This is a genomic window from Erythrobacter ramosus, from assembly GCF_009828055.1.
In the GTDB taxonomy this organism is placed as follows: Bacteria; Pseudomonadota; Alphaproteobacteria; order Sphingomonadales; family Sphingomonadaceae; genus Erythrobacter; species Erythrobacter ramosus.
On the sequence record NZ_WTYB01000007.1, the window covers coordinates 1 to 18908 of the forward strand.

Sequence of the window (18908 nt, forward strand, 5' to 3'; positions counted from 1 at the left end):
ATCGTGACTGAATGGGACGCCTTCCGCGCGCTCGATCTGAGGCGCGTCAAGGAACTCGCCAACGCGCCCGTGCTGGTTGACCTGCGCAACATCTACAACCCCGACGACATGGCCGCCGCCGGATTCACTTATGTGAGCGTCGGGCGGGCCTGAGCGGTTTCAACTCTGGGCCAAGTGCGTCCAGCGGCGCTGGTGCAGATTGCGCGCGGCGGCATTCTCGACATAGCGCGCCACCACATCCACCGTCTTCCACCCGCCGGCCTGCATGATCGCGATGTGATCGAGGCCGGCGATCATCATGTCTTGGGCGGCGCCGACGCGCATGGAGTGCCCGGAGATGCGCTCCGCATCGCCGTCCTTGAGATCGGCGCGCATGGCCGCCCGTTTGACCAGTCGCCGGATGGCTGAGGTGGACAGCGGCCTACCCGACAGCTTGCGTGTATGCAGCCCCTGAAACAGGGGGCCTGTGGCGAACCCGCTCTCCTCAAGCCAGGTGCAAAGAACCTCGCGCGTACGCGTTGACAGGTATGCGATCCGGCCCACGCCCGAGGGGTCATTCTTGGCGCGGGAGATCAGCAGTGTCGCGCAATCTTCTGCGAGGTGCTCGACCTTGAGCTGCGACAATTCGTAGCTGCGCGCGAGGCTGTCATATCCCACGCAGACAATCGCCGCGTCGCGCTTGCCAGCAATAGTATCGGGGCAGGCGGCGACGATGCGGTCGAGCATGGCGTGCGTGAGGCCTTGCGATTGCTTGGGGCGCGCGCGATTGGCGCGCAGGGCCCGGCGCAGCGCCAGCCTGACCTCGCTGTGCGCGACGGGGGAGGGCAGGTCGAGCATGCGGTGCGCGAACTTCACCGCCTCCACTCGCCGCTTGACCGTGGAGAGCGCCTTGGTCTGGGTTTGGTCGTCGATAAACGCGGCGATGGTCTGCGGTGAGGCAGGGAGGGCGCGGGTGCCGGTAGCCTCGCACCAGGCGCGAAAGTGCCCTAGGTCATTGCGGTAGCTGCGGATGGTGCGTTCCGCGTAAGCCCCTTGGCAGCGTTCGAAAATTCGTAGAAGGTCAGCTTCAGAAAATTCCTGCATAAGTCATAAATTAGTACTCAATGGACGCCATGTCAACGATCTCGTCTGCTCAAATTCGTGGCGCCCGCGCGCTTTTGAAGATCTCGGCTGCCGAGCTCGCAGCGATGGCGTCTGTCACATGGAAGACGGTTCAGCGGATGGAGTCTGTGGAAGGAGTTCCGCCCTCACGTTCCGGCACGCTTGAGCGGATCAAGGCCGCGCTTGAGCAAGCTGGCATCGAGTTCATCGGCGATCCGCTCACATCGCCCGGCGTGCGCTTGCGCCTTGAGAAGGAATTCCCCTGATGTGAGCAGTCACGCGATTGCTACGATCTGGCGAGGCTTTGTGCTGATCGCGATAGTTTCCGGCAGCGCCTTCTTTGCCTTGGCCGATCTCTCTAGCCTGCCACTCGAGGGCTATGATGATGCCCATCTGCACTTCGCGGCGTTCGTCGGAATGACCATTCTCGCGGCGTCGGCCTATCCGCATCTCCCGCTAACCCACTTACTCCTTGCGATGGGCGTGTGGGCCGGCATCACAGAACTGCTGCAATTCCTGCCCGGTGTGCACCGTGAGCCCGACTGGAGTGACTTTGCCTTCGACATTCTGGGCATCGACTGCGCGCTGATCGTCGTCGCCTGGCTGCGCAGGCTAGTCCTGCAAGCGTCTGGCGTGCCCCTTGTACCGCAGGCTGGCCGACTTGACCCAGTCCGATCGACGCGGAAAACAACTTACGTGCAGTAGCACTGGGTCATTTGCACAACCATGTCCTTCCGCATCAGCAAATCCGCAGCGAGGAGCGCCCTTTGAAACAGCACCAAACAAGCCCTATCACGGCTATGTGAAGAACGTCATCCTTGCCGCCTCGGGCAAGCTGGACAGGCACTTCACCGCCTTGTGGGATGGCGGGCGCATCAAATTCTTTTCGGTCGCAACGCTCTCCGTTCTCCTATGCAGGCTGGCTTTGTCGATCTTCGTTTCGCAAGAGCCGGGCGCGTTCCGGGCTCGCCAAGTCGATGATCTGCAGCGCGCGCAGGCCCTGAGTGTTTTCAGGTCTGGAACAAATGAGGGACCTGTTCCCGTCGCGCTTCACGTCTTTTCGTCGAAATCCCGCAGATGCTCGTGCATTTCACGCAGCATCTGGTTGAACGCCCGGCGCCGAGCAATCGCCTCACGCGTGTATAACTCGTTGGTGAGCGCATTCTGGTTGCCAATGGGAGCCCCCGATCCCTTGGCGCCGCCATGCATCCGGCACCGTTCCTTCTCCCGCACCGCCGGCGAGCGGCACGGCGTTCCCGACCGTGTCTTTGCGCCGCAGCGTGCGCTCGCCATCATCGGCCGGGTGTTGCGCGGATGATCGCCGACCGGCTTCCTTGCCACTAGCCTCGCCTCGCCGCGGGTGACTTTGCCGTCTTGGCCTCGAGCGCACGGGTCAGCTCTTCGCCGTCCCAGCTCGCTGCTGTTTCATCGGCCAGGGCGGCCACTTGTGGAGGGAGCTGTTGAGCGGGAGGGTAGGGCGCTGCAACCGCCTCAGGCGTGACATTGCCAACGATAGCCTGACCACCGGCTTGGACTGTGACGTGCTCGACGGTAATTTTTTGCTGTCCTGCGCCGCGGCGTTTGTCGAGCGCAGCGAGCTGCCGCTCGTAAAGGCTCATCATCTTGGCTGCGTGCTTGAGGTTCATGTCGCGCGCCTGGATCGATTGGCCTGGCGTCATCGCGCGATGCATGCAGTCCATCGCCGCATTGTGGCTGGCGATCATCTGCGCGGCGAGCATGCCCTCAGCCTCGTCGCGCGGTTTCAGGCCCCGCAGCGCTTCCATGGCCAGCGACATTGTCTTGGTGAGGGTCTCTTCGTCTGAGGGATCTGCCATCCACATCGCATGGGTGGTGCGCTCAACCAGTGCGATTCCGACGTCCAGCGACGTCGAACCGGTAAACTCCAGAAGTCCATTCCCGGAGGTCTGGTCCCCCGCCTTGCCAGCGTGGTCCGGCGACTTCGTGCTAATGGGGGGCTCGTTCGGAGCCTTACCTTTTCTGCTCGGCATTGGCGTTTGTCTCACCAGAAATAGAGGTCGGGTTTTCAAGATACACTCTCTCGATCTGAATGAGGACCCCAGGATCGCTACTGTGCATGGGGATGAATTTCAAATTTCGTTTCGACCCCACCCCCACCCCGCCTCGCCCGATAACCTGATCTGGCGCTCAAGTAGCGGAAGCGGTAGCGCGACAAGCATAACTGGCGGGATTGTTGGCAGCATTCTCGGCCCTGACGGGCCTTAAGGCGGCCGATTGGCCCTGCAGACCGCCGTGCGGGCCATTCCTGCGCTCTTGCGGCCGACCGGCAAGAGGTTATGACCTTCCTTAGGCACTGATTTTCGCAGCAACCCGGACAGGATCTCGGCCTTGCCAAGGGGAAAGCGTTTTTCATGAAAGTTCTCATCACCGGAGCGAGTGGGCAGCTCGGCGGCGGCCTGATCGAGCGGATGCCCACAATCCAGCCCATAACTCCATCAGAAGATGAGGCGACAACAGGGCGGCCGAGTTTCGCCGTGCTAGATTACAGCGAAACCCGGGCCTTTCTGGGAGACGGCCCGATAGATTGGCACTCCAACCTTCGGCTCGTGCTGAACGCAGAGAAGGCACTTGGCTAGTTTGCTCGTCACGGGCGGCGCCGGCTTTATCGGCGGCAATTTCGTCCACTATTGGAATGCACATCACCCAGAGGATAGCGTGATCGTGCTGGACGCGCTTGCCTACGCCGGGAACCGCAAGACCCTAAGCGGCGCGAGCAATGCCGAGCTCATTGTCGGCGACATTCGTGATACAAATTTGGTCGAACGGCTGCTTAGCGAGCGCGGCATTGCGACCATTGTTCACTTTGCCGCCGAAAGCCATGTCGACAGCTCGATCAGCGGGCCCGACGTGTTTATCGACACCAATATCCTCGGCACGCACAGCCTCTTGAAGGCTGCGTGCGCGGTTTGGCTGGCGGGTGACGGCAAGGAACACCGCTTCCACCATATCTCAACCGACGAGGTGTTCGGCTCGCTGGGGCCTGAAAACCAGGCCTTCAACGAGGCCACACCATACGCACCCAACTCGCCTTACTCTGCCTCGAAAGCGGCCTCGGATCACTTGGTGCGCGCTTATCATCACACCTACGGACTGCAGGTGACTACCAGCAATTGCTCGAACAATTATGGGCCCTACCAGCACCCCGAGAAGCTCATCCCACTGTTTTTGCTGAATGCGCTTCATGGCTGCACTCTGCCAATCTACGGTGATGGGATGAACGTGCGCGACTGGCTGCATGTCGAGGACCACTGCCGGGGCATTGAGGCTTGCCTTGCCAAAGGCCAGCTAGGCGAGACCTATAACCTCGGGGGAGGAGCAGAGCTGCCCAACATGACCGTGATCGATGCAATCTGCCGCGAGGTGGATCGAGCATTCGAGGAAATCGATGGGCTCGCTGATCGGTTTCCTGCTGCCGCGGCGGCGAAAGGGCAAAAAACCGAAAGCCTGAAGGCCTTAGTAGCCGACCGCCCAGGCCACGACCGCCGCTATGCGATTGATGGGGCCAAGGCTTTTGCAGAACTTGGCTATGAACCGCGACAAACCTTCGATGACGGCTTGCGCCGGACACTACGCTGGTACCTGGATCACGAGGACTGGTGGAGAGCGCATTTCAGGCCCAGGAACTGACCTGCCCCTGCGTTGGCTGCCTCGATTTAGGTTCGCCCAACCGAGCTATCATATGGGCCAGCGCCATTATCCAAACGTGGAACCCTCACCAGTCGCATACAACGTGCTGGCCATGGTCTCGATACGCTCGCGCCAGGCAAGCTTGCCGAGCCATTCCTCGGGTATGCCGCTTGCCCCATAAAGGGCGCCGGCCAGCTGCCCCGTGATAGCCGCAGTGGTATCGGCGTCCTCCCCCAGATTTGCCGCGAGGATGACAGCGTCGGCGAAGCTGCTGGTCCGCGCAACACACCACAGCGATGCCTCCAGTGAGTGCGCGACATAGCCCGAACCGCGAATTTGGCTTCGGTGCTTGCCGCGCCACGAGCCAGCCATGATGTCGGCGATCTTGCCAGCATAGTCGTCATGCCGCGGCCGCAAAATGTGCGAGCGAGGCTGTCCTGCAATGGCCTCAGCAATGAGATCGGCATAGGCAACGCAGGCATCAACCGCCTCAGGCGCGGCATGGGTCGTACGGCTCTGCCGCGCTGCTACATCGCGGAGTACTTGAGGCTCGGCCCAATAGCGCAAGGTTACAGGCGCAAGCCGCATCAAGCTGCCATTGCCTGCACTCATCGGATCAATGGAGCCTGCAAACGGATCACCACTTGCTTTGAACCGCCGAAGCGCACCGCTCACGGTGATCCCAATATCAAAGCAGCGGCCCGTCGCAGAGTAATCTCCCTGCTCACGCCAGCGCACAAACCGCTGCATAAGATCGGTCTCGTCGAGACCGCCGCAGGTAATGAGACTATCTGCGAGCGCCAGAGCCATTGAGGTATCATCGGTCCATTGTCCGGCCTTGAGGCCAAACGGTCCGCCACCGACGATGTCGGTGACCCGGGGCTTGCTGTCACGCGCCGTAAACTCAAGCGTGGTCCCCAGCGCATCACCGGCAGCAAGGCCAAGCATCGCGCCCAGCGCCCGATTGCGCTGCGCCTCGCGACGGGTTTCGGGCTGCTCTTCTGAGACTTCAGACAGCGCACGCACATAAGCAAGCTGGGATGAGGTCTCGATAGCCCCAGGCCGTGCTTGCCGCACCATTGCGGCTGCCGTCTCGGGATCTGCCCCAAGCTCAATCAGCAGGCGACTGGCGATGGTCCCTGCCCGCCCCAGCCCACCCTTGCAGTGGACCAACACGTTGGAGCCCGCGCGCAGGACATCACGCAGCTGCGCTCCAGCCTGGTGCCAGGCATCCTCAAACGCAGCGCTAGGCGTACTGACATCTGCGATAGGCAGATGATGCCATGGCCTTGACGCGGACGAGGTCCGCGCCGTCATGCGGCAGGCATTGAAGCCGGGCAGCTACCGGGCGTGGCGCAAGCGCGTCCGTCAATTCTCGGACCGCCGCGAAATCTATAAGTAACCATGGCGTGATGTGACGAGCCGGATGCGATCTATCGGGGCTGATCGGGCTTTTATTCGATTGCCGATGAGCGCATTTCGGCGAGATCCTCTGCCTCGATGGTCAAACGAACTCCCAGCGAGCCTGTGCCCGCCAGCACCGGGCTTTTCCTCAGGCTAATCTGAATGCTGTCGATTTGGCTGTAAGCCGCGCAGGCCTTCACGATCAGCGTCATGAGGTATTCCTGCGTCTCGAACTTCTGGCTCCGGGCGATCCCTGCAATCTGCGCAATAAGGGGATCGTAATCGAACACATTGGCCATGTCGTCGGAGGCAACCTGCACCAAGTGAGAAGAGATGGTCAGATCAAGATCGAGAGTATGGGAGTCAGGAACGACATCATCCGGCCCATATGTCCCGATACATGCAGGGATGTGAAGATCGCGGAGTTCAATCCGTGCTTGGCGGGTCATGGGTAGAGCTTTCTATTCGAGCCGGTCTGCAGCTTGCCACGCCACGCAAGCGATCTCCGGTTCATGTCTGCAAGATCAGTACGGCCCGCTATGATGTCATTGCAAACTTGGACGGCTTGTAGCGCCTGCGCGTCGCTATGGCGCCTGTATGCAGGTTGCGCAGTCTGGTCAGCCGACGGCAACCAGTTCATCGCCCGTTTCGGTAAGCAGCGAGGTCGCGAGCCATATGCGACCGTCGAAATCCGCTACCAGTCATAAGCCTCTTGAAGTCGCTCGGACGGTCGAAATGCTGGAGCTGGCGGTGGTAGTAATTGATGTATTCCAAGGCTGCGAGCACTGTCAGTAATGCTGCTCCGATTACAGGCCAGGACCAGCCGCCATTGTAGATTGCAAAGGCCAGCATCGGCAAAGCAGCTGCGGTGATCAATAATAACGGTATTTCAAGCCGGTGAGCCAAAGTCAGAGCTCTCGTCATGGCCGAGCGGTTTGACGTAGTGAGCCGCTGATCCAAACCGGCCCAATAAGCGGCGCCGACAAACAGGAACCCCGCGCAGGCAGCCATGGCGATCCCCATCGCAAGTATCTCTGCCCAGTTTCCCGGTGGCGCCAACAACAGAACAGCGCCCGGCACCAACACGATATTGAGCGCCTCCATCGCGGCATAGGAGCGGAAATTGCGGAGCGACTTGGCAGGCATTTCTGAAATTTAGGTCAAGTCGCTCTCATCTGCAATTGGGGCGCTTGCTGTCGTTCGCGCTAAGTCCAATATCGGGTCGATTTCCGAATGGCGGCTCTTGATAGCAGAATCCGCAATCGCTGCCTTTCGCGGCCCGAGTGGGCCCTGTCGGCTGTCGACCCAGACTCAGTCATTCCTGATCATCAACGATAACGTCTGCTTCCGCCGAAAGCCGCCATGCAGCTTTCGGGATCGAGCACCGATCCCGCTGATGACTGCACCCGGGTGGAAAACCGTCATTCACCACTGCGCCTACCGGCGGCCGAACATTAGCGCGAGAAGACTGCGCCATGGGGGGTCCCTTCCCCGGACCATCCATGCGGCCACTGCCGACTGGCGAAGCTGAAGCCGACTTTGTCATCGGTGTCACGGAAGGTCTCGTCGATGGTAAGCTGTCCGGTCTTATCGTCGAGCTTGAGCAAATAGAGGCGATCCCCTTTCTTGCCCGAGGTAACGACGAGGCGTTTTGTCTTCTTGTCCCACCCGGTCCAATGCGGGCTGAACTCGTTACTGATGCTCAGGCGCGAGACTTCGCGGACGTTCTCCGGGTCGCCAATATCCAGCACTGCAAAGCCATGGAAATTGGGCACGCTTTGGACAAGGTAACGTCCCACGATTGTTGGAACGCCGCAGAAATCGCCGGGAAACTTGTGGACCAGTTTGGCCTTGGGGTTTTCCGTGTCGAGAGCGGTGATCCGCTGGATGCCGCACGATAACGTCTGGACATAGACCGAGCCGTCGGCCGCAACACGTGCTTCCTCAGGTGCGACATTTCCGTTGCCGGTTGGGCCTGGATCAAGACGATGGGTGCCGAGCAACTTGAGGTCCGACAAGCGGAACACCTGATAGGTGTTGCTAGACAGCAAGTAGGGGTCCTGCATCGGACTGTTGGTGACCAAGACGCGGTCGATTTCAGGCAGGATTGCAAGACTGTAAGGCAAGAGGCCATCGTCGGGCAGCGTCAGGTCTGCGTTGCTGACCGACCGGACAACCATCCCACTGTCATTGATCTCGACCAGTCCGCCGGTCTGACCATTCATCATCGCCGCATGATCGGCATGACTGCCATGATCGACGAATTGGAAAGAGGCGAGCACGTTTCCGTTGGGTAGGCGCAAGAAGCTGTGAGGCATGCCGTAACCGCCCATGCTTTGAAAACGCACCGCTACCTTGGGCTTGAGCGGATCGCGGAGGTCGAAGATTACCGACTGATTAGCGTCGTGATCGTTGGCAAATAGCATGCCGCCCGCAGGCATTTCATATTCTGTATGGTGGATGCGCACAGACTTTATGTCAGTGTCCGTGCTGGCGACGAGCTCACCGTAGGTGGGTGAAGCCGGATCGGCATCAATCACTGCTAGGAAGTCGTTGCCCTGCTTCACCTGGTCGGCGGTCCAAACGAAGAGGTAATGACCAGGCTTGTCAGCCGGCGGAGCTTGGGCGATCGCGCCCAACGAAGTGCAAGCGAGAGTGCCACTTAGCAAGATACGAAGCATCTGAATTCCCCCCTCGGTGCATTGACGGCTTACTCCACAAACCCGATGTCGCATACGGGGTCGCTTGCTGAAAGGCAGGAAATCGAGCTGATTTGAAGAGAGCTGCCGTCCGATCACCAACTCGGCACGAACTGCCATCACCCCACAATGCGTCGTTCACTGATGGGGCAATGAACGACATCTGCTGCAAGAACCCGCCAATTGCTCAGCGCGAAGACCTCTGGGAGCAAAATCGTCACACGCTCCACTCGGCAGGATTGGCATCGTTGCCAATCAGCGCAAGACCATGAGCAATGGACGTAAGCTCTCCGCCGGTCGCAATCTGCTCGGCACTGAACCGCCGTTCAAATAAGGCACGGATAGCTGGAATAAGTGACGAGCCGCCGGTGAGGAAAACGCGGTCGATAGCGGCTGGCTCCAGTTTGGCTTTCACCAATGCGGCATCCATCGCTGCTTCGATCCGCCGCAGGTCTTCAGCGATCCAACGCTCGAATTCTCGCCGACTGACGACCGCATTGATCTCAACACCGCCGCCAGAAAATGCGAACTGCGCTTCGTCACCGCTCGATAGCGCCCGCTTTGTTCGGCCAACAGCTTCGTAGAGTGGAAAGCCTTGTTCATGTTCAATGAGAGCGATCATGCGTCCGATCGGGGCGGGATCGACCGCGTTGCGTTGCAGCTTGCGAAGCTCCTCCAGCGTTCGCTTGTTGCGCATCAATGCAAGCCGGGACCAATCGGCAAAGTCGTTGAAATAACCTCCGGGTATTTCGAGAATCTTGTCGAAGGACCGATACATCCCACGCTTGCCGAGCAGCGGCAGGACGAGATGGTCGACGATCCTTTTGTCGAAGCGATCACCCGCGATGCCAACGCCGGACGAGGCCAAGGGCTGACAGCGGCGGCGGCTGCCAGGCTCTGCCACGCGAACAACCGAAAAGTCGGTCGTACCGCCCCCGAAATCAGCGACGAGCAAAGTCGTTGGACGATCAAGCCTTGAGGCAAAGCTGAAAGCGGCACCCAGTGGCTCGTAAACATAATGGAGTTCCGAACCCCATTGCTCAAACATCAGATCGTAGCGCTGTCGTGCCAAGGCTGAATCAGGACGCGAGCCGGCATATTCCACAGGCCGACCGACAACGATGCGCGGCGGTAACCTTGATAGCTGGCCGCCGGCATGATCGCGGAGCTTTCGCAAAAACAACTGCCCGAAATCTTCGAACCGGAACGACCGTCCGAAGATTTGCGCGCGCTCGAATATCGGACTTGCGGCAACTGTCTTGAACGACTGCACGAAGCGGCTGTCGAGCGGCGACTGAAGATACTCGGCGATTGCCCACGGACCGGCCTCGCTGGCAATGCCGTTCGGCCCGCTGCCTTCTTCCCAGAAGCATAGCGCCGACCGAAAAATCTCGCCCGTCGCCTCCTCGCCGTCAAAGGAAATCAGTTGCGACTTGTCCTCGCCGCCGCTGAGCGCAACGACGGTATTCGTTGTACCAAAGTCTAGGCCGAGCGCAGTCGACGCAATACCAGTCACGGGGCCGGGCCTTTCAAATTGAGCATGAACGAGAAAGGCGGCGCCTATTACACGCGTCGCGAGGGCCCACAAGTTCGCACAGGACAGCTGCAGCTTTCCACAGCCAGTTCACATGCTCTGAACGTATGGCTTGAGGGCAAATTTTCGAGTGGCAGCTCAACTGTCTTCAGACATTCAGCAACTGGGCTGTTTGCTGAATGTCGGCTTTCTGGCGGCGAGAGCCGGAAAGCTGACGTCTGATCCGCTACTCAGCAACGATAATTGTCGACCCAGATCCAGTCACTCACGGAGGCGGAAATGAATGTCCGCTCCGGACAATAGCCGCCGATGGAACTCCCAAAGCTGACAGCCGGCAAGGCACAGCAAAGCAGCCATTGAAATCCCAATGAGATGGATTGCCGTATTGGTCTTTCGTTCGGAACGGGCGTGCAGTCGAGTGCGCGCAGTCTAGCCTATTTGAAGAATATCCGCGGTCCGCAGCAGTAGCTAATCGGCCGAAACCGATACGGCCGCCGGAGCGGCAGGGTGAATGGGAACGGGAGTTCAAGATTGTGAATTGGTACCGCGAAATCGCACCTGAGAACCGCCCGTTCCAATCGACTGAAGATCAGGTATCGATTGAAGTTACAGGATTTTCGGGCTCCAGCCGCGCGGCTAGCCCGGCAAGCAAAGCGCTATGGCTCCAGAGCGTCGGGCCACGCGGCATTGCGCGCTTGAGTGGGAGCGCTTGGTCGTGACTATCCGCAAGGTCTGTGTCCTCGGCGCTCCTGCCGATCAAGGTCAACCGCTGGTTGCCGAATTGCTCGCGCACGGCTTCGACGTTACCGCCGGGGTGCGCCGGCGCAATGCCATGGCGGATACGCCGTTTCCCGAGCTTCCTACGGTGTTTGCCGACATCACTGATGCCGATGCGATGGCGCAGGCCTTTGCCGGGCAAGATGCCGCCGCCTTCCACCTACCGTTCGAATTCGACCGCGAGAAGGCTGCTCATTTCGGCGCCCAGATCGCAGCAGGAGCGAAGCGCGCGGGGCTGAAGAAGATCATCTTTAACACCGCCTGCTTCGTCGCAGACCACGATCTTGACCTGTCGGCGCATGACGGCCGCCGCGATATCGAGCGCGCGCTGGAAGAAACCGGCATTCCGTGTGTGTTCATCGAACCGACCGTGTTCATGGACAACCAGTACCGGATCTGGAACCGGCCCTTGATCATGCGCGAAGGGATTTTCGCCTATCCGGCCAAGCCCGATCTGCTGATCAACTGGGTTTGTCTTGAAGATGTCGCCCAAGCGATGCGCCGCGCGCTCGAGACTGATGCTGCTGACGGCCGCCGTGTCCCGCTCGGTGGCCCAGAAGCGCTGGTCGGCGATGATGTCGCGGCGAACCTTACTGAAGCGATCGGTCGCACAGTGCGTTTCGAAAGCCTCGCGCCAGAGGAATTCGCGGCCCGCATGAGTGCGATGGTGACCGGTTCGCGGGAGGTGACACCGCTGAGCATCTATGATGGCATGGCGAAGTTCTACGCGTTCTATAATTCTCAGTCCGCCTCGCCCTTGCTGGTCAACCCGCAGTCCGCCCGCGATCTGCTCGGCATGGAGCCGACGCGCCATCTCGAATGGGCAAAATCAAAGGACTGGAGTCTAGGCCTGCCGAGATAACGCCGTGACCATCTGCTCGAATGGATTATCACCCGCTGGGCTACCAGTTCACTGAGGCACAGCATGAGTTTGCTCGCGAAGTCCCAAGACATCCCGGCAGCTGCCCAGCCAAAGCCGGTAATCTCTGAAATTTAGGTCAAGCCGCTCTCAGCTGCAATTGCGGCGCTTGCTGAGGCTGGCGCTAAGTCCGAGGTCGGGTCGATTTCCGAATGGCAGCTCTTGGGAGCAGAACTCGCAATCGCTGCCATTCGCGGCCCGCGTGAGCCCTGTCCGCTGTCGACCTAGGCTAAGTCATTTCCGATTATAAACGAGATTATCCGCTTCCGCTGAAAGCCGCCATGCAGCTTTCGGGATTGAGCCCGGACCCCGCTGATGCCCGCAACTGGGTGGAATACTGTAATTCGCCACTGCGCCTAAATAGCACTCACAAATTGCGCCGTCATAACTAGCTATGGTCGGACAGAACGCCACGCTATGGCAATGGTTTGGTGGGAAGCGCCATCAGGTCGTCATTGCAAACGTCGCCCTTTGGCGCCGCCGGTGCAGCACCACGCCTACCGGGGTGCACACTGCAATAAGCCCCGCCATATACACTCCGCTCATCGGATCGGCCGCGATGAAAGCGATGAGCAGGCCGAGATCAAGTAGGCAGACCAGAGCGGGCAGCAGCGGATAGCCAATCGCACGGAACGGGCGGTGCAAGTCGGGCTGCTGGCGGCGCAGCGCAAACAGCGACAGTTCAAACAGAAAGAAGGCGAAAATCGCCAGCGCTGCCACCAGCTTAAACAGGAAGACAAAGGCGCCGGAGAAGATCAGCGGCACCGCGACCGCCGCAGTAATCGCAAGCGCTACGTGCGGGGTGCCGCCCTTGTTGACCCGCATCGCTACTGGCAGGAACAGGCCGTCGCGGGCCATGCCGTAAAGAACTCGGCTGGTGCCCATGACCAACGCGTTGATCGCCACTGCCACGATCACGATTGCCAGCAAGGCTACGAGGATCCCGCCCGACCGGCCAAAGGCATTCCCGATCACCAGCGCCACTGGCAGTTCAGAAGTCCGCAGCGCGTTCATGTCGAGTGCGCTCAGCAGGCTGAGGTTGAACGCGACATAGATTGCGGTGACCAGCAGGATTGAAACCCCCATGGCGCGGGGCAGGTTCCGCGCCGCGTTGGCATCCTCCTCGACGAAATAGATCGGTGCGTGCCAGCCGGTATAAGCGCCGTAGATCATCTGATAGGCGGCGATCACCGCGAAAAACCCCACCGCCGGCGCTGCGCCGTTCATCCCTGCACCGGCGCGGGAAACGACTTCGCTGACCGGGATTGGTTCGGCAAGGAAGGCGACTGCGATCACCCCCACGATCAGGCCGACCTTGACGATCGATCCCGCTGTCTGCGCGATCTGACCCTCGCGCACGCCGGGCCAGTTGATTGCGATGCTAGCCAGCGCAAAGCCTGCCGCAACCGGAGCCTGATACGCTGCTAGGGCAGGGAAAATTGCCGCCAGAAAGGTCGCGCAGGCCGCCGACAGAGCAGCAATCGCTGCCGTGTTGGCCAGCCAGTCGGTCCACCCGCACAGCAGCCCCATGGATTCGCCAAATGCCGCACGCACCGGCACGTAAGTCCCGCCCGCCTTGGGCAGCTTGGTTATCAGTTCGGATGCGACATTGGCCGAAAGCATCACATGCAGCCCGCCCAGCGTCCACAGCGCTATCACCATCCACACCACCGGCACCTGATCGGCGACCAGTCCCGGGGTGCGCATGATGCCGGAGCCGATTATGTTGCCGACGCTGACCGCCAGCGCGAAGACGAGGCCGAGGCGCAGCTGGAGCTGGCCGGGGGTGGGGAGCGAAGCAGCGGCGGTCATGCCGGCGCTCCTATCGGTTTAAACCGCGCCGGCCCGGCCAGAGCGCGGGTCAGCGCCGGGCCAAACAGAGCAATAAGCAGCGCTCCTGTCGCGGGGACGGCAGCGGACATCAACCAGAACTGGGTGGGCGTCATTTTCTCGTAAAGTGAGCCGAGCAAACCGACGGACAAGCTGGAGACAAAAACGACGAGATAGGCGCAACCCATCATCATCGCATGGATCTGCTTGGGCGCATTGCGCGATACCAGCGCAAGCATAACAGGCCAGAACCACATCCATGCAATGCCGGTCGAAAAATATGCGATGATTGGCAATCCGATTCCGGCTTTGCCATCGCCACTAATGTAGGCTGCGCATGCGAGCATCGCCTGTGAGAGCGCCACGAGCCCTGCTCCGATCCCTATTTTGCTTAGATCTTCCGGTTCAGCCCCGCGTTTCGCTTGCGCGCGCCAAAAGGCGATAAGCACCGGTGCAATGAAGATGCTTGCGAATGCATCAATTGAAACGAACCATGCGACCGGCACATCACCCAGCGATGTCGCAAGATCGACATTTTCCGCGATCCATACCATTCCGACATTGGAGTTCTGCAAATATCCAAAGGCCGGGAAAACGGTCAGGGTCATGACCATCACAAGAAGGATGACGATGCGCCGTTCATCAGTGGTCAGCGGGGCGTTCGGAAGCCGCACGCCTCCGCGCGGCTTTTCATCGGGCAGATAGTTCTGGCCTGCCAGATACACCGCGCAGGCCACAAGCATCAGTACTCCAGCTGTGCCAAATCCGATATGCCAGCCGAAAATTTGTGCCAAGAGCCCGCACGCTAGCGGCCCAGCAGTGGCACCGATATTGATGCCCGTGCTGAAAACAACATAGCCGTGGGTTGCGCGCGATTCATCAGTAGAGCCATATAAATGGCGGACCTGCGCGGCGATATTACCCTTTAAGCAGCCCGAACCGAGGATCAGCAAGAGCAACGCGAGCAGAAAGCTTTGTTCAAAAACCATCGCAAAGTGGCCCGCGGTCATTAACAGCACGCCGATCACCACAGTCCTTTTCGCACCCAACCAGCGGTCGGCAATCAGCCCACCCAAAATGGGTGTGAGATAGACCAACCCGCCGTAAAGCCCGAACAACTGGCTTGCCAGAGCCTGCGGCGACAACGGTCCGAACAAATTTTCAAGCGCGCCCCTAACGGGGGCCATCCCCACCACATTTTCAATATGACCGGGCAGCAATAACTCCTGCACCATGAACAAGACGACGAGTGAGCTCATCCCATAGTATGAGAACCGCTCCCACATCTCGGTGAAGGCGAGATAGGCAAGGCCGCGTGGATGGCCGAAGAAGGTGCGGTCATCGATCAGATGCTGGCCATCATGTTGTATCAAGGTTGCCATCTCAGCGTCCCACCTTGGCGGCTAGCGCGAACCCGGCAGCGATCAGACTGCATATCGCCATTGCGGCAAACATGGCGGGAATGCCGCCAAGGCTATCGAGCCAGCCGAGCGAGGCGGAGGCGGCTGTTCGCCCGAGATTGAAAATGGCCATGAACACCGCGAATTGCGTCGCGGCGACTGCCGGCGTGCACAGCCGCATCGCCAGTGAACCGCCAGTGACGCCTCTGAGAAAGGCGAGGGTCGTAAAGAGGAAAACTGCGCCGATGAAGAGAGCCGGGGTTGCCCAATGATCCTGCAGCGCCACCATTGCCGCAGCCCCGACAAAGGATAGCAACGAGCCGACGATGAATAGGCGCCGCGCCCCCCAACGGCTGGCCGCCGCGCCGATGAACACCACACAGACAACCCCCGCGAACAGATTGGCCTGACCCGCCAAGCTACTGTAGCCCGCCTTTTCCCAACCGAGGATGTTGGTGGCAAACAGCGGTGCGAGCCCCAGGAATATCCCCCATGCTGCGGTGACCGCGATCAGGGCGGGGACAAAGATCAGCGTCTGCCGTGTGAACATTGCAGTGAACAAATTGCGAATGATCGGGCCAAACGCACCGAGGTGGAGATCAAGGTTGCGCTGCGACGCCGTGCCCTTTGTCCATGGCAACAGCCGCTCATCAGGGCGTTCGCGCACGACCAGCACAAGAACGAGGATGGCGGCGATGATCGCGGCCAGCGTCAGCGCTGCTGCGGGCAGGCCGTGATAGGCAATCAGATAGCCGCTGATAGCAGCACCCGCTGCCATGCCGATCGCCTGACCGCCGAACATATAGCCGTTGACCCGCTCGATTTCCTCGGCCGGTAGGATATCGACCGCGAGCCCATCGACCGCGACGTCCTGAAAGGCTGAGGCAAGACCCATCGCAAAGGCAAGGGCCGCGATCAGGCCGATCTGCTCCACGCCGGGGTTCATCAACGCCATGGCAACAAACGCCGCGACGAGGCCGGATTGGCCCACGATGATCCATGGCCGCCGGCGCCCCATTGCCAGAAAAGCGTAGCGATCCATGATGAAGCCATACGCCAGCTTGAAGGTCCACGGCAGGATGATCATGGCAAGCACACCGCCGATGGCGGCTGCCGACGCACCGTTCTGGGCCAGCCAGGCAGGCAGCCCATAATCGATCAGCCCAAAGGGAAGCCCCTGCGCGACATAGAGCAGGAACAGCACCGCAATGCGCAACGTGCGATGTTCGCTCAGGGCCAGTGGACGGGGCGGCGCGGCGAATGCGATGATGGCGTCAGGCATAGAAAAACCTTTCTTCAACGATGCACCCGTCGCGGACGGTGACGATGCCGATTTCGGCGAAGGGCTTGGCCTCGCCGCTGGCCGGGTCGGTGATCAACATGTCGAGAAACAATGCGAACTGGTTGCCGGTGACAAACGGCCCGTCGATGCCAAGATCGTCGATCCGGACCGTGCCAACCCGCGCGCTCCCAATTGCGCGCACTGCGGCCAAACCGGAGGGGGTTGCGGGAATGTCGTCGGATAATGCCGCAGGCGCGGAACTGGTCACATCGGGGGACCAGAATGTCTTCCCCGCTACCTCCAATTGGCCGAGCCGGAGCATCGCGGTGAATTCACGGGCAGCATCGTCTATGGCAGCCATCAATGCCACCGCAGACTTGGGCAAAGATGTGGCCAGCGACGCCCCCCAGGCGCAGCGCCGTTCGCCGCTTGGCACTCGCCTTGCCACCATTATGCCTCCCCCCGGGGCTGGACGCAGCAGAGCAGGGGCCGAAACGCGCGGTTCCGACGGCCCATGGCACTGAATTGTCATGCTAAGTTCTGGCCCGCAGAATGCGGTGCCTTAGCGTCAATGGTCAATTGGGTGCTGCGTCAATAAAGCGTGAAAAAAACGTCAATCGGCCCCTTGGAGGCGGTTGGTCGGACGCGGCAGCAAATCCGGCCAGCCTTACTTGTCCCACGCGTCCGCCATGCCGCTGCGCTGGGCAAAGGGGATGAATTCGGGGTGCTGCCAAATCCGGCAGATCGGCTGCATCTCGGACCAGATCGACATCAGGCACGCTACGTTCGGGAGCGTTAGGGACGGAAAGCTGCCGTCCGATCAACAACTCGGCAACGACTGCCGACGACCCAATTACGGTCATTGCCACGTGTGTCGATGAGCGTTTTATCTCGCCGATACCGGTCGGAAATGCGTAAGGGCGTCTACAGCCTTAGTCGCGCTGCTTTGTTCGCCCATGGGTAAGTACGACAGCCACGGGGCAGTGCGAGCGAAAAATGCGGCAATTTGCCCCATACCGCCTAGGCCTGTAATGTGTTGTTTGCGTAACTAGCTACATGCGCAGGCCTTAAGATCACGAGCGAGTACCCACCATTCTGTTTCCTCTCCCGGTGAAAATGATGCCCATTTCCCGTCTGGCACTGGCCGGACTTGGAGCGCTCCTGCTTGCCGGTTGCTCAGGCGAAGCGGCGCAAGATCCGCGCAAGAAAGGCACGCCGGAAGTCGGCTACGTCGTCGTCGAGACGGCTGACGTTCCCGTTGCGGTCGAGCTTGCCGGGCGGATCGCGGCTTTCGAGATGTCCGAAGTGCGCCCGCAGGTCACCGGGCTGATTCGCCGCCGCTTCTTCACCGAAGGCGCCGTGGTGCGCGCAGGCCAGACGCTCTACGAGATCGACACCCGCCTCTACCGTGCCGCAAGCAATGAAGCGCGCGCCAACCTCAATAGTGCGATCGCCAATGCCGAGGCGACCCGCATCCGGGCCGAACGATTGAAGCCGCTGGCCGAGGCGCAGGCGGTGGCGATGCAGGATTATACCGACGCTGCCGCCGCAGCGCGGGCCGCCGCTGCCGCGGTGCAACAGGCGCGCGCGCAGTTGCAGACTGCCGACGTGAACCTCCAGTTCACCCGCGTGCCTGCTCCGATCAGCGGACGCATCAGCCGGTCGCTGTTTACGGTCGGCGCGCTCGTGACCGGCAACCAGGCCGAACCGCTGGCGGTGATCCAGGGCGTCGATCCGGTGTTCGTCGACATCCAGCAATCGAGCGCCGAGCTCCTCGCGCTGCGCCGCGCGCTCGCGCAAGGCGGCGCGGTGCCGGGCAGCACCTCGGTCGGCCTCGTGCTCGAGGATGGCAGCGAATACCCGCAGCGCGGCCAGGTCCAGTTCTCCGAGGTGATGGTCGATGCCGGGACCGGCACGGTCACGCTGCGCGCTCGCTTCCCCAACCCGCAAGGCCTTCTGCTGCCCGGCATGTTCGTGCGTGCCCGGTTCGAGCAGGCGGTGGACAAGGGCGCGATCCTCGTCCCCCAGCCGGCCCTCACTCGCAACGCGCGGGGCGAGGCGAGCGTCTTCGTGGTCGATGCCGACAACAAGGCGGCCGAGCGCAAGGTCACCGCGGCGCGCGCCGTCGGCAGCGACTGGGTGGTGACCGATGGGCTGAAGCCCGGCGAAAAGGTGATCGTACAGGGCCTCGCCAAGCTCAAGCCCGGCGCGCCGATCAAGCCGGTGCTCGCCAGCAAGCCGCAGGTAATCGCGGCTCCCAAACCCGGGTCCACGCCCGCCAGCAAGCCCTGAGGCG

At 60.8% G+C, this 18908-nt stretch carries 19 protein-coding genes and 1 pseudogene; 8 read left to right on the forward strand and 12 right to left on the reverse strand.

The window, feature by feature from the left end; genetic code table 11:
- A pseudogene (locus GRI59_RS15325) lies at positions 1 to 153 on the forward strand (UDP-glucose 6-dehydrogenase); the annotation flags it as partial.
- 6 nt (positions 154 to 159) lie between these two features.
- On the opposite strand, the gene GRI59_RS15330 reads toward GRI59_RS15325, so the two are convergent.
- Entirely contained in the window at positions 160 to 1083 is a 924-nt protein-coding gene (locus GRI59_RS15330) for a tyrosine-type recombinase/integrase (protein ID WP_160762132.1), read from the reverse strand.
- A 29-nt stretch (positions 1084 to 1112) separates the two neighbouring features.
- Between GRI59_RS15330 and GRI59_RS15335 the strand changes: the two genes are divergently transcribed.
- Both GRI59_RS15335 and GRI59_RS15340 read left to right on the forward strand, forming a co-directional pair.
- Positions 1113 to 1367 carry a helix-turn-helix domain-containing protein gene (locus tag GRI59_RS15335; protein WP_202391054.1) on the forward strand — a complete coding sequence of 85 codons (255 nt, stop codon included), beginning with the start codon at positions 1113 to 1115 and terminating at the stop codon, positions 1365 to 1367.
- A gap of 1 nt (position 1368) precedes the next feature.
- A complete protein-coding gene (locus tag GRI59_RS15340; protein WP_160762134.1) occupies positions 1369 to 1806 on the forward strand; it encodes a hypothetical protein in 438 nt (145 codons plus the stop codon).
- 345 nt (positions 1807 to 2151) lie between these two features.
- Here the strand turns inward: GRI59_RS15340 and GRI59_RS16075 are convergent, their stop codons facing one another.
- Both GRI59_RS16075 and GRI59_RS15350 read right to left on the reverse strand, forming a co-directional pair.
- Positions 2152 to 2397: an HGGxSTG domain-containing protein gene (locus GRI59_RS16075; protein WP_419866811.1), complete on the reverse strand. Its 246-nt coding sequence runs from the start codon at positions 2395 to 2397 to the stop codon at positions 2152 to 2154.
- 44 nt (positions 2398 to 2441) lie between these two features.
- Positions 2442 to 3149, reverse strand: a complete 708-nt coding sequence (locus GRI59_RS15350) for a hypothetical protein (RefSeq protein ID WP_160762135.1) — start codon at positions 3147 to 3149, stop codon at positions 2442 to 2444.
- A 342-nt stretch (positions 3150 to 3491) separates the two neighbouring features.
- On the opposite strand from GRI59_RS15350, the gene GRI59_RS15355 reads away from it, so the two are divergent.
- Both GRI59_RS15355 and rfbB read left to right on the forward strand, forming a co-directional pair.
- Positions 3492 to 3716, forward strand: coding sequence for a hypothetical protein (locus tag GRI59_RS15355; protein WP_160762136.1), 225 nt, complete (start codon positions 3492 to 3494; stop codon positions 3714 to 3716).
- Positions 3709 to 4767 carry a dTDP-glucose 4,6-dehydratase gene (gene rfbB / locus GRI59_RS15360; protein ID WP_160762137.1) on the forward strand — a complete coding sequence of 353 codons (1059 nt, stop codon included), beginning with the start codon at positions 3709 to 3711 and terminating at the stop codon, positions 4765 to 4767. The genes GRI59_RS15355 and rfbB overlap by 8 nt, the downstream gene beginning before the upstream one ends.
- Positions 4768 to 4833: 66 nt before the next feature.
- Here rfbB and GRI59_RS15365 read toward each other — a convergent pair whose 3' ends face one another.
- A complete protein-coding gene (locus GRI59_RS15365) occupies positions 4834 to 6084 on the reverse strand; it encodes an ADP-ribosylglycohydrolase family protein (protein WP_160762138.1) in 1251 nt (416 codons plus the stop codon).
- Here GRI59_RS15365 and GRI59_RS15370 point away from each other — a divergent pair.
- Positions 6083 to 6169 carry a DUF2805 domain-containing protein gene (locus GRI59_RS15370; RefSeq protein ID WP_160762156.1) on the forward strand — a complete coding sequence of 29 codons (87 nt, stop codon included), beginning with the start codon at positions 6083 to 6085 and terminating at the stop codon, positions 6167 to 6169. The genes GRI59_RS15365 and GRI59_RS15370 overlap by 2 nt on opposite strands.
- A gap of 52 nt (positions 6170 to 6221) precedes the next feature.
- Here the strand turns inward: GRI59_RS15370 and GRI59_RS15375 are convergent, their stop codons facing one another.
- From GRI59_RS15375 to GRI59_RS15390, 4 genes are all read right to left on the reverse strand, one after another.
- Positions 6222 to 6620, reverse strand: a complete 399-nt coding sequence (locus tag GRI59_RS15375; RefSeq protein WP_160762139.1) for a dihydroneopterin aldolase — start codon at positions 6618 to 6620, stop codon at positions 6222 to 6224.
- Between the two features lie 187 nt (positions 6621 to 6807).
- Entirely contained in the window at positions 6808 to 7317 is a 510-nt protein-coding gene (locus GRI59_RS15380; RefSeq protein WP_160762140.1) for a hypothetical protein, read from the reverse strand.
- A gap of 308 nt (positions 7318 to 7625) precedes the next feature.
- Positions 7626 to 8810, reverse strand: coding sequence for an LVIVD repeat-containing protein (locus GRI59_RS15385; RefSeq protein WP_160762141.1), 1185 nt, complete (start codon positions 8808 to 8810; stop codon positions 7626 to 7628).
- 277 nt (positions 8811 to 9087) lie between these two features.
- Positions 9088 to 10377 (reverse strand): Hsp70 family protein, encoded by a 1290-nt coding sequence (locus GRI59_RS15390; RefSeq protein ID WP_160762157.1) that lies wholly within the window; start codon positions 10375 to 10377, stop codon positions 9088 to 9090.
- Between the two features lie 742 nt (positions 10378 to 11119).
- Here GRI59_RS15390 and GRI59_RS15395 point away from each other — a divergent pair.
- Positions 11120 to 12043, forward strand: a complete 924-nt coding sequence (locus GRI59_RS15395; RefSeq protein WP_160762142.1) for an NmrA family NAD(P)-binding protein — start codon at positions 11120 to 11122, stop codon at positions 12041 to 12043.
- A 501-nt stretch (positions 12044 to 12544) separates the two neighbouring features.
- On the opposite strand, the gene GRI59_RS15400 is transcribed toward GRI59_RS15395, so the two are convergent.
- The 4 genes from GRI59_RS15400 to GRI59_RS15415 are packed head-to-tail and all read right to left on the reverse strand — an operon-like array spanning position 12545 to position 16973.
- Positions 12545 to 13912: an APC family permease gene (locus GRI59_RS15400; RefSeq protein ID WP_160762143.1), complete on the reverse strand. Its 1368-nt coding sequence runs from the start codon at positions 13910 to 13912 to the stop codon at positions 12545 to 12547.
- Positions 13909 to 15312, reverse strand: coding sequence for a peptide MFS transporter (locus GRI59_RS15405; protein ID WP_160762144.1), 1404 nt, complete (start codon positions 15310 to 15312; stop codon positions 13909 to 13911). The genes GRI59_RS15400 and GRI59_RS15405 overlap by 4 nt, the downstream gene beginning before the upstream one ends.
- A 1-nt stretch (position 15313) precedes the next feature.
- A complete protein-coding gene (locus tag GRI59_RS15410) occupies positions 15314 to 16612 on the reverse strand; it encodes an MFS transporter (protein ID WP_160762145.1) in 1299 nt (432 codons plus the stop codon).
- Positions 16605 to 16973, reverse strand: a complete 369-nt coding sequence (locus GRI59_RS15415) for a SnoaL-like domain-containing protein (protein WP_160762146.1) — start codon at positions 16971 to 16973, stop codon at positions 16605 to 16607. The genes GRI59_RS15410 and GRI59_RS15415 overlap by 8 nt, the downstream gene beginning before the upstream one ends.
- A gap of 755 nt (positions 16974 to 17728) precedes the next feature.
- Between GRI59_RS15415 and GRI59_RS15420 the strand changes: the two genes are divergently transcribed.
- Positions 17729 to 18904, forward strand: coding sequence for an efflux RND transporter periplasmic adaptor subunit (locus GRI59_RS15420; RefSeq protein WP_160762147.1), 1176 nt, complete (start codon positions 17729 to 17731; stop codon positions 18902 to 18904).
- The last annotated feature ends 4 nt before the right edge of the window (positions 18905 to 18908 follow it).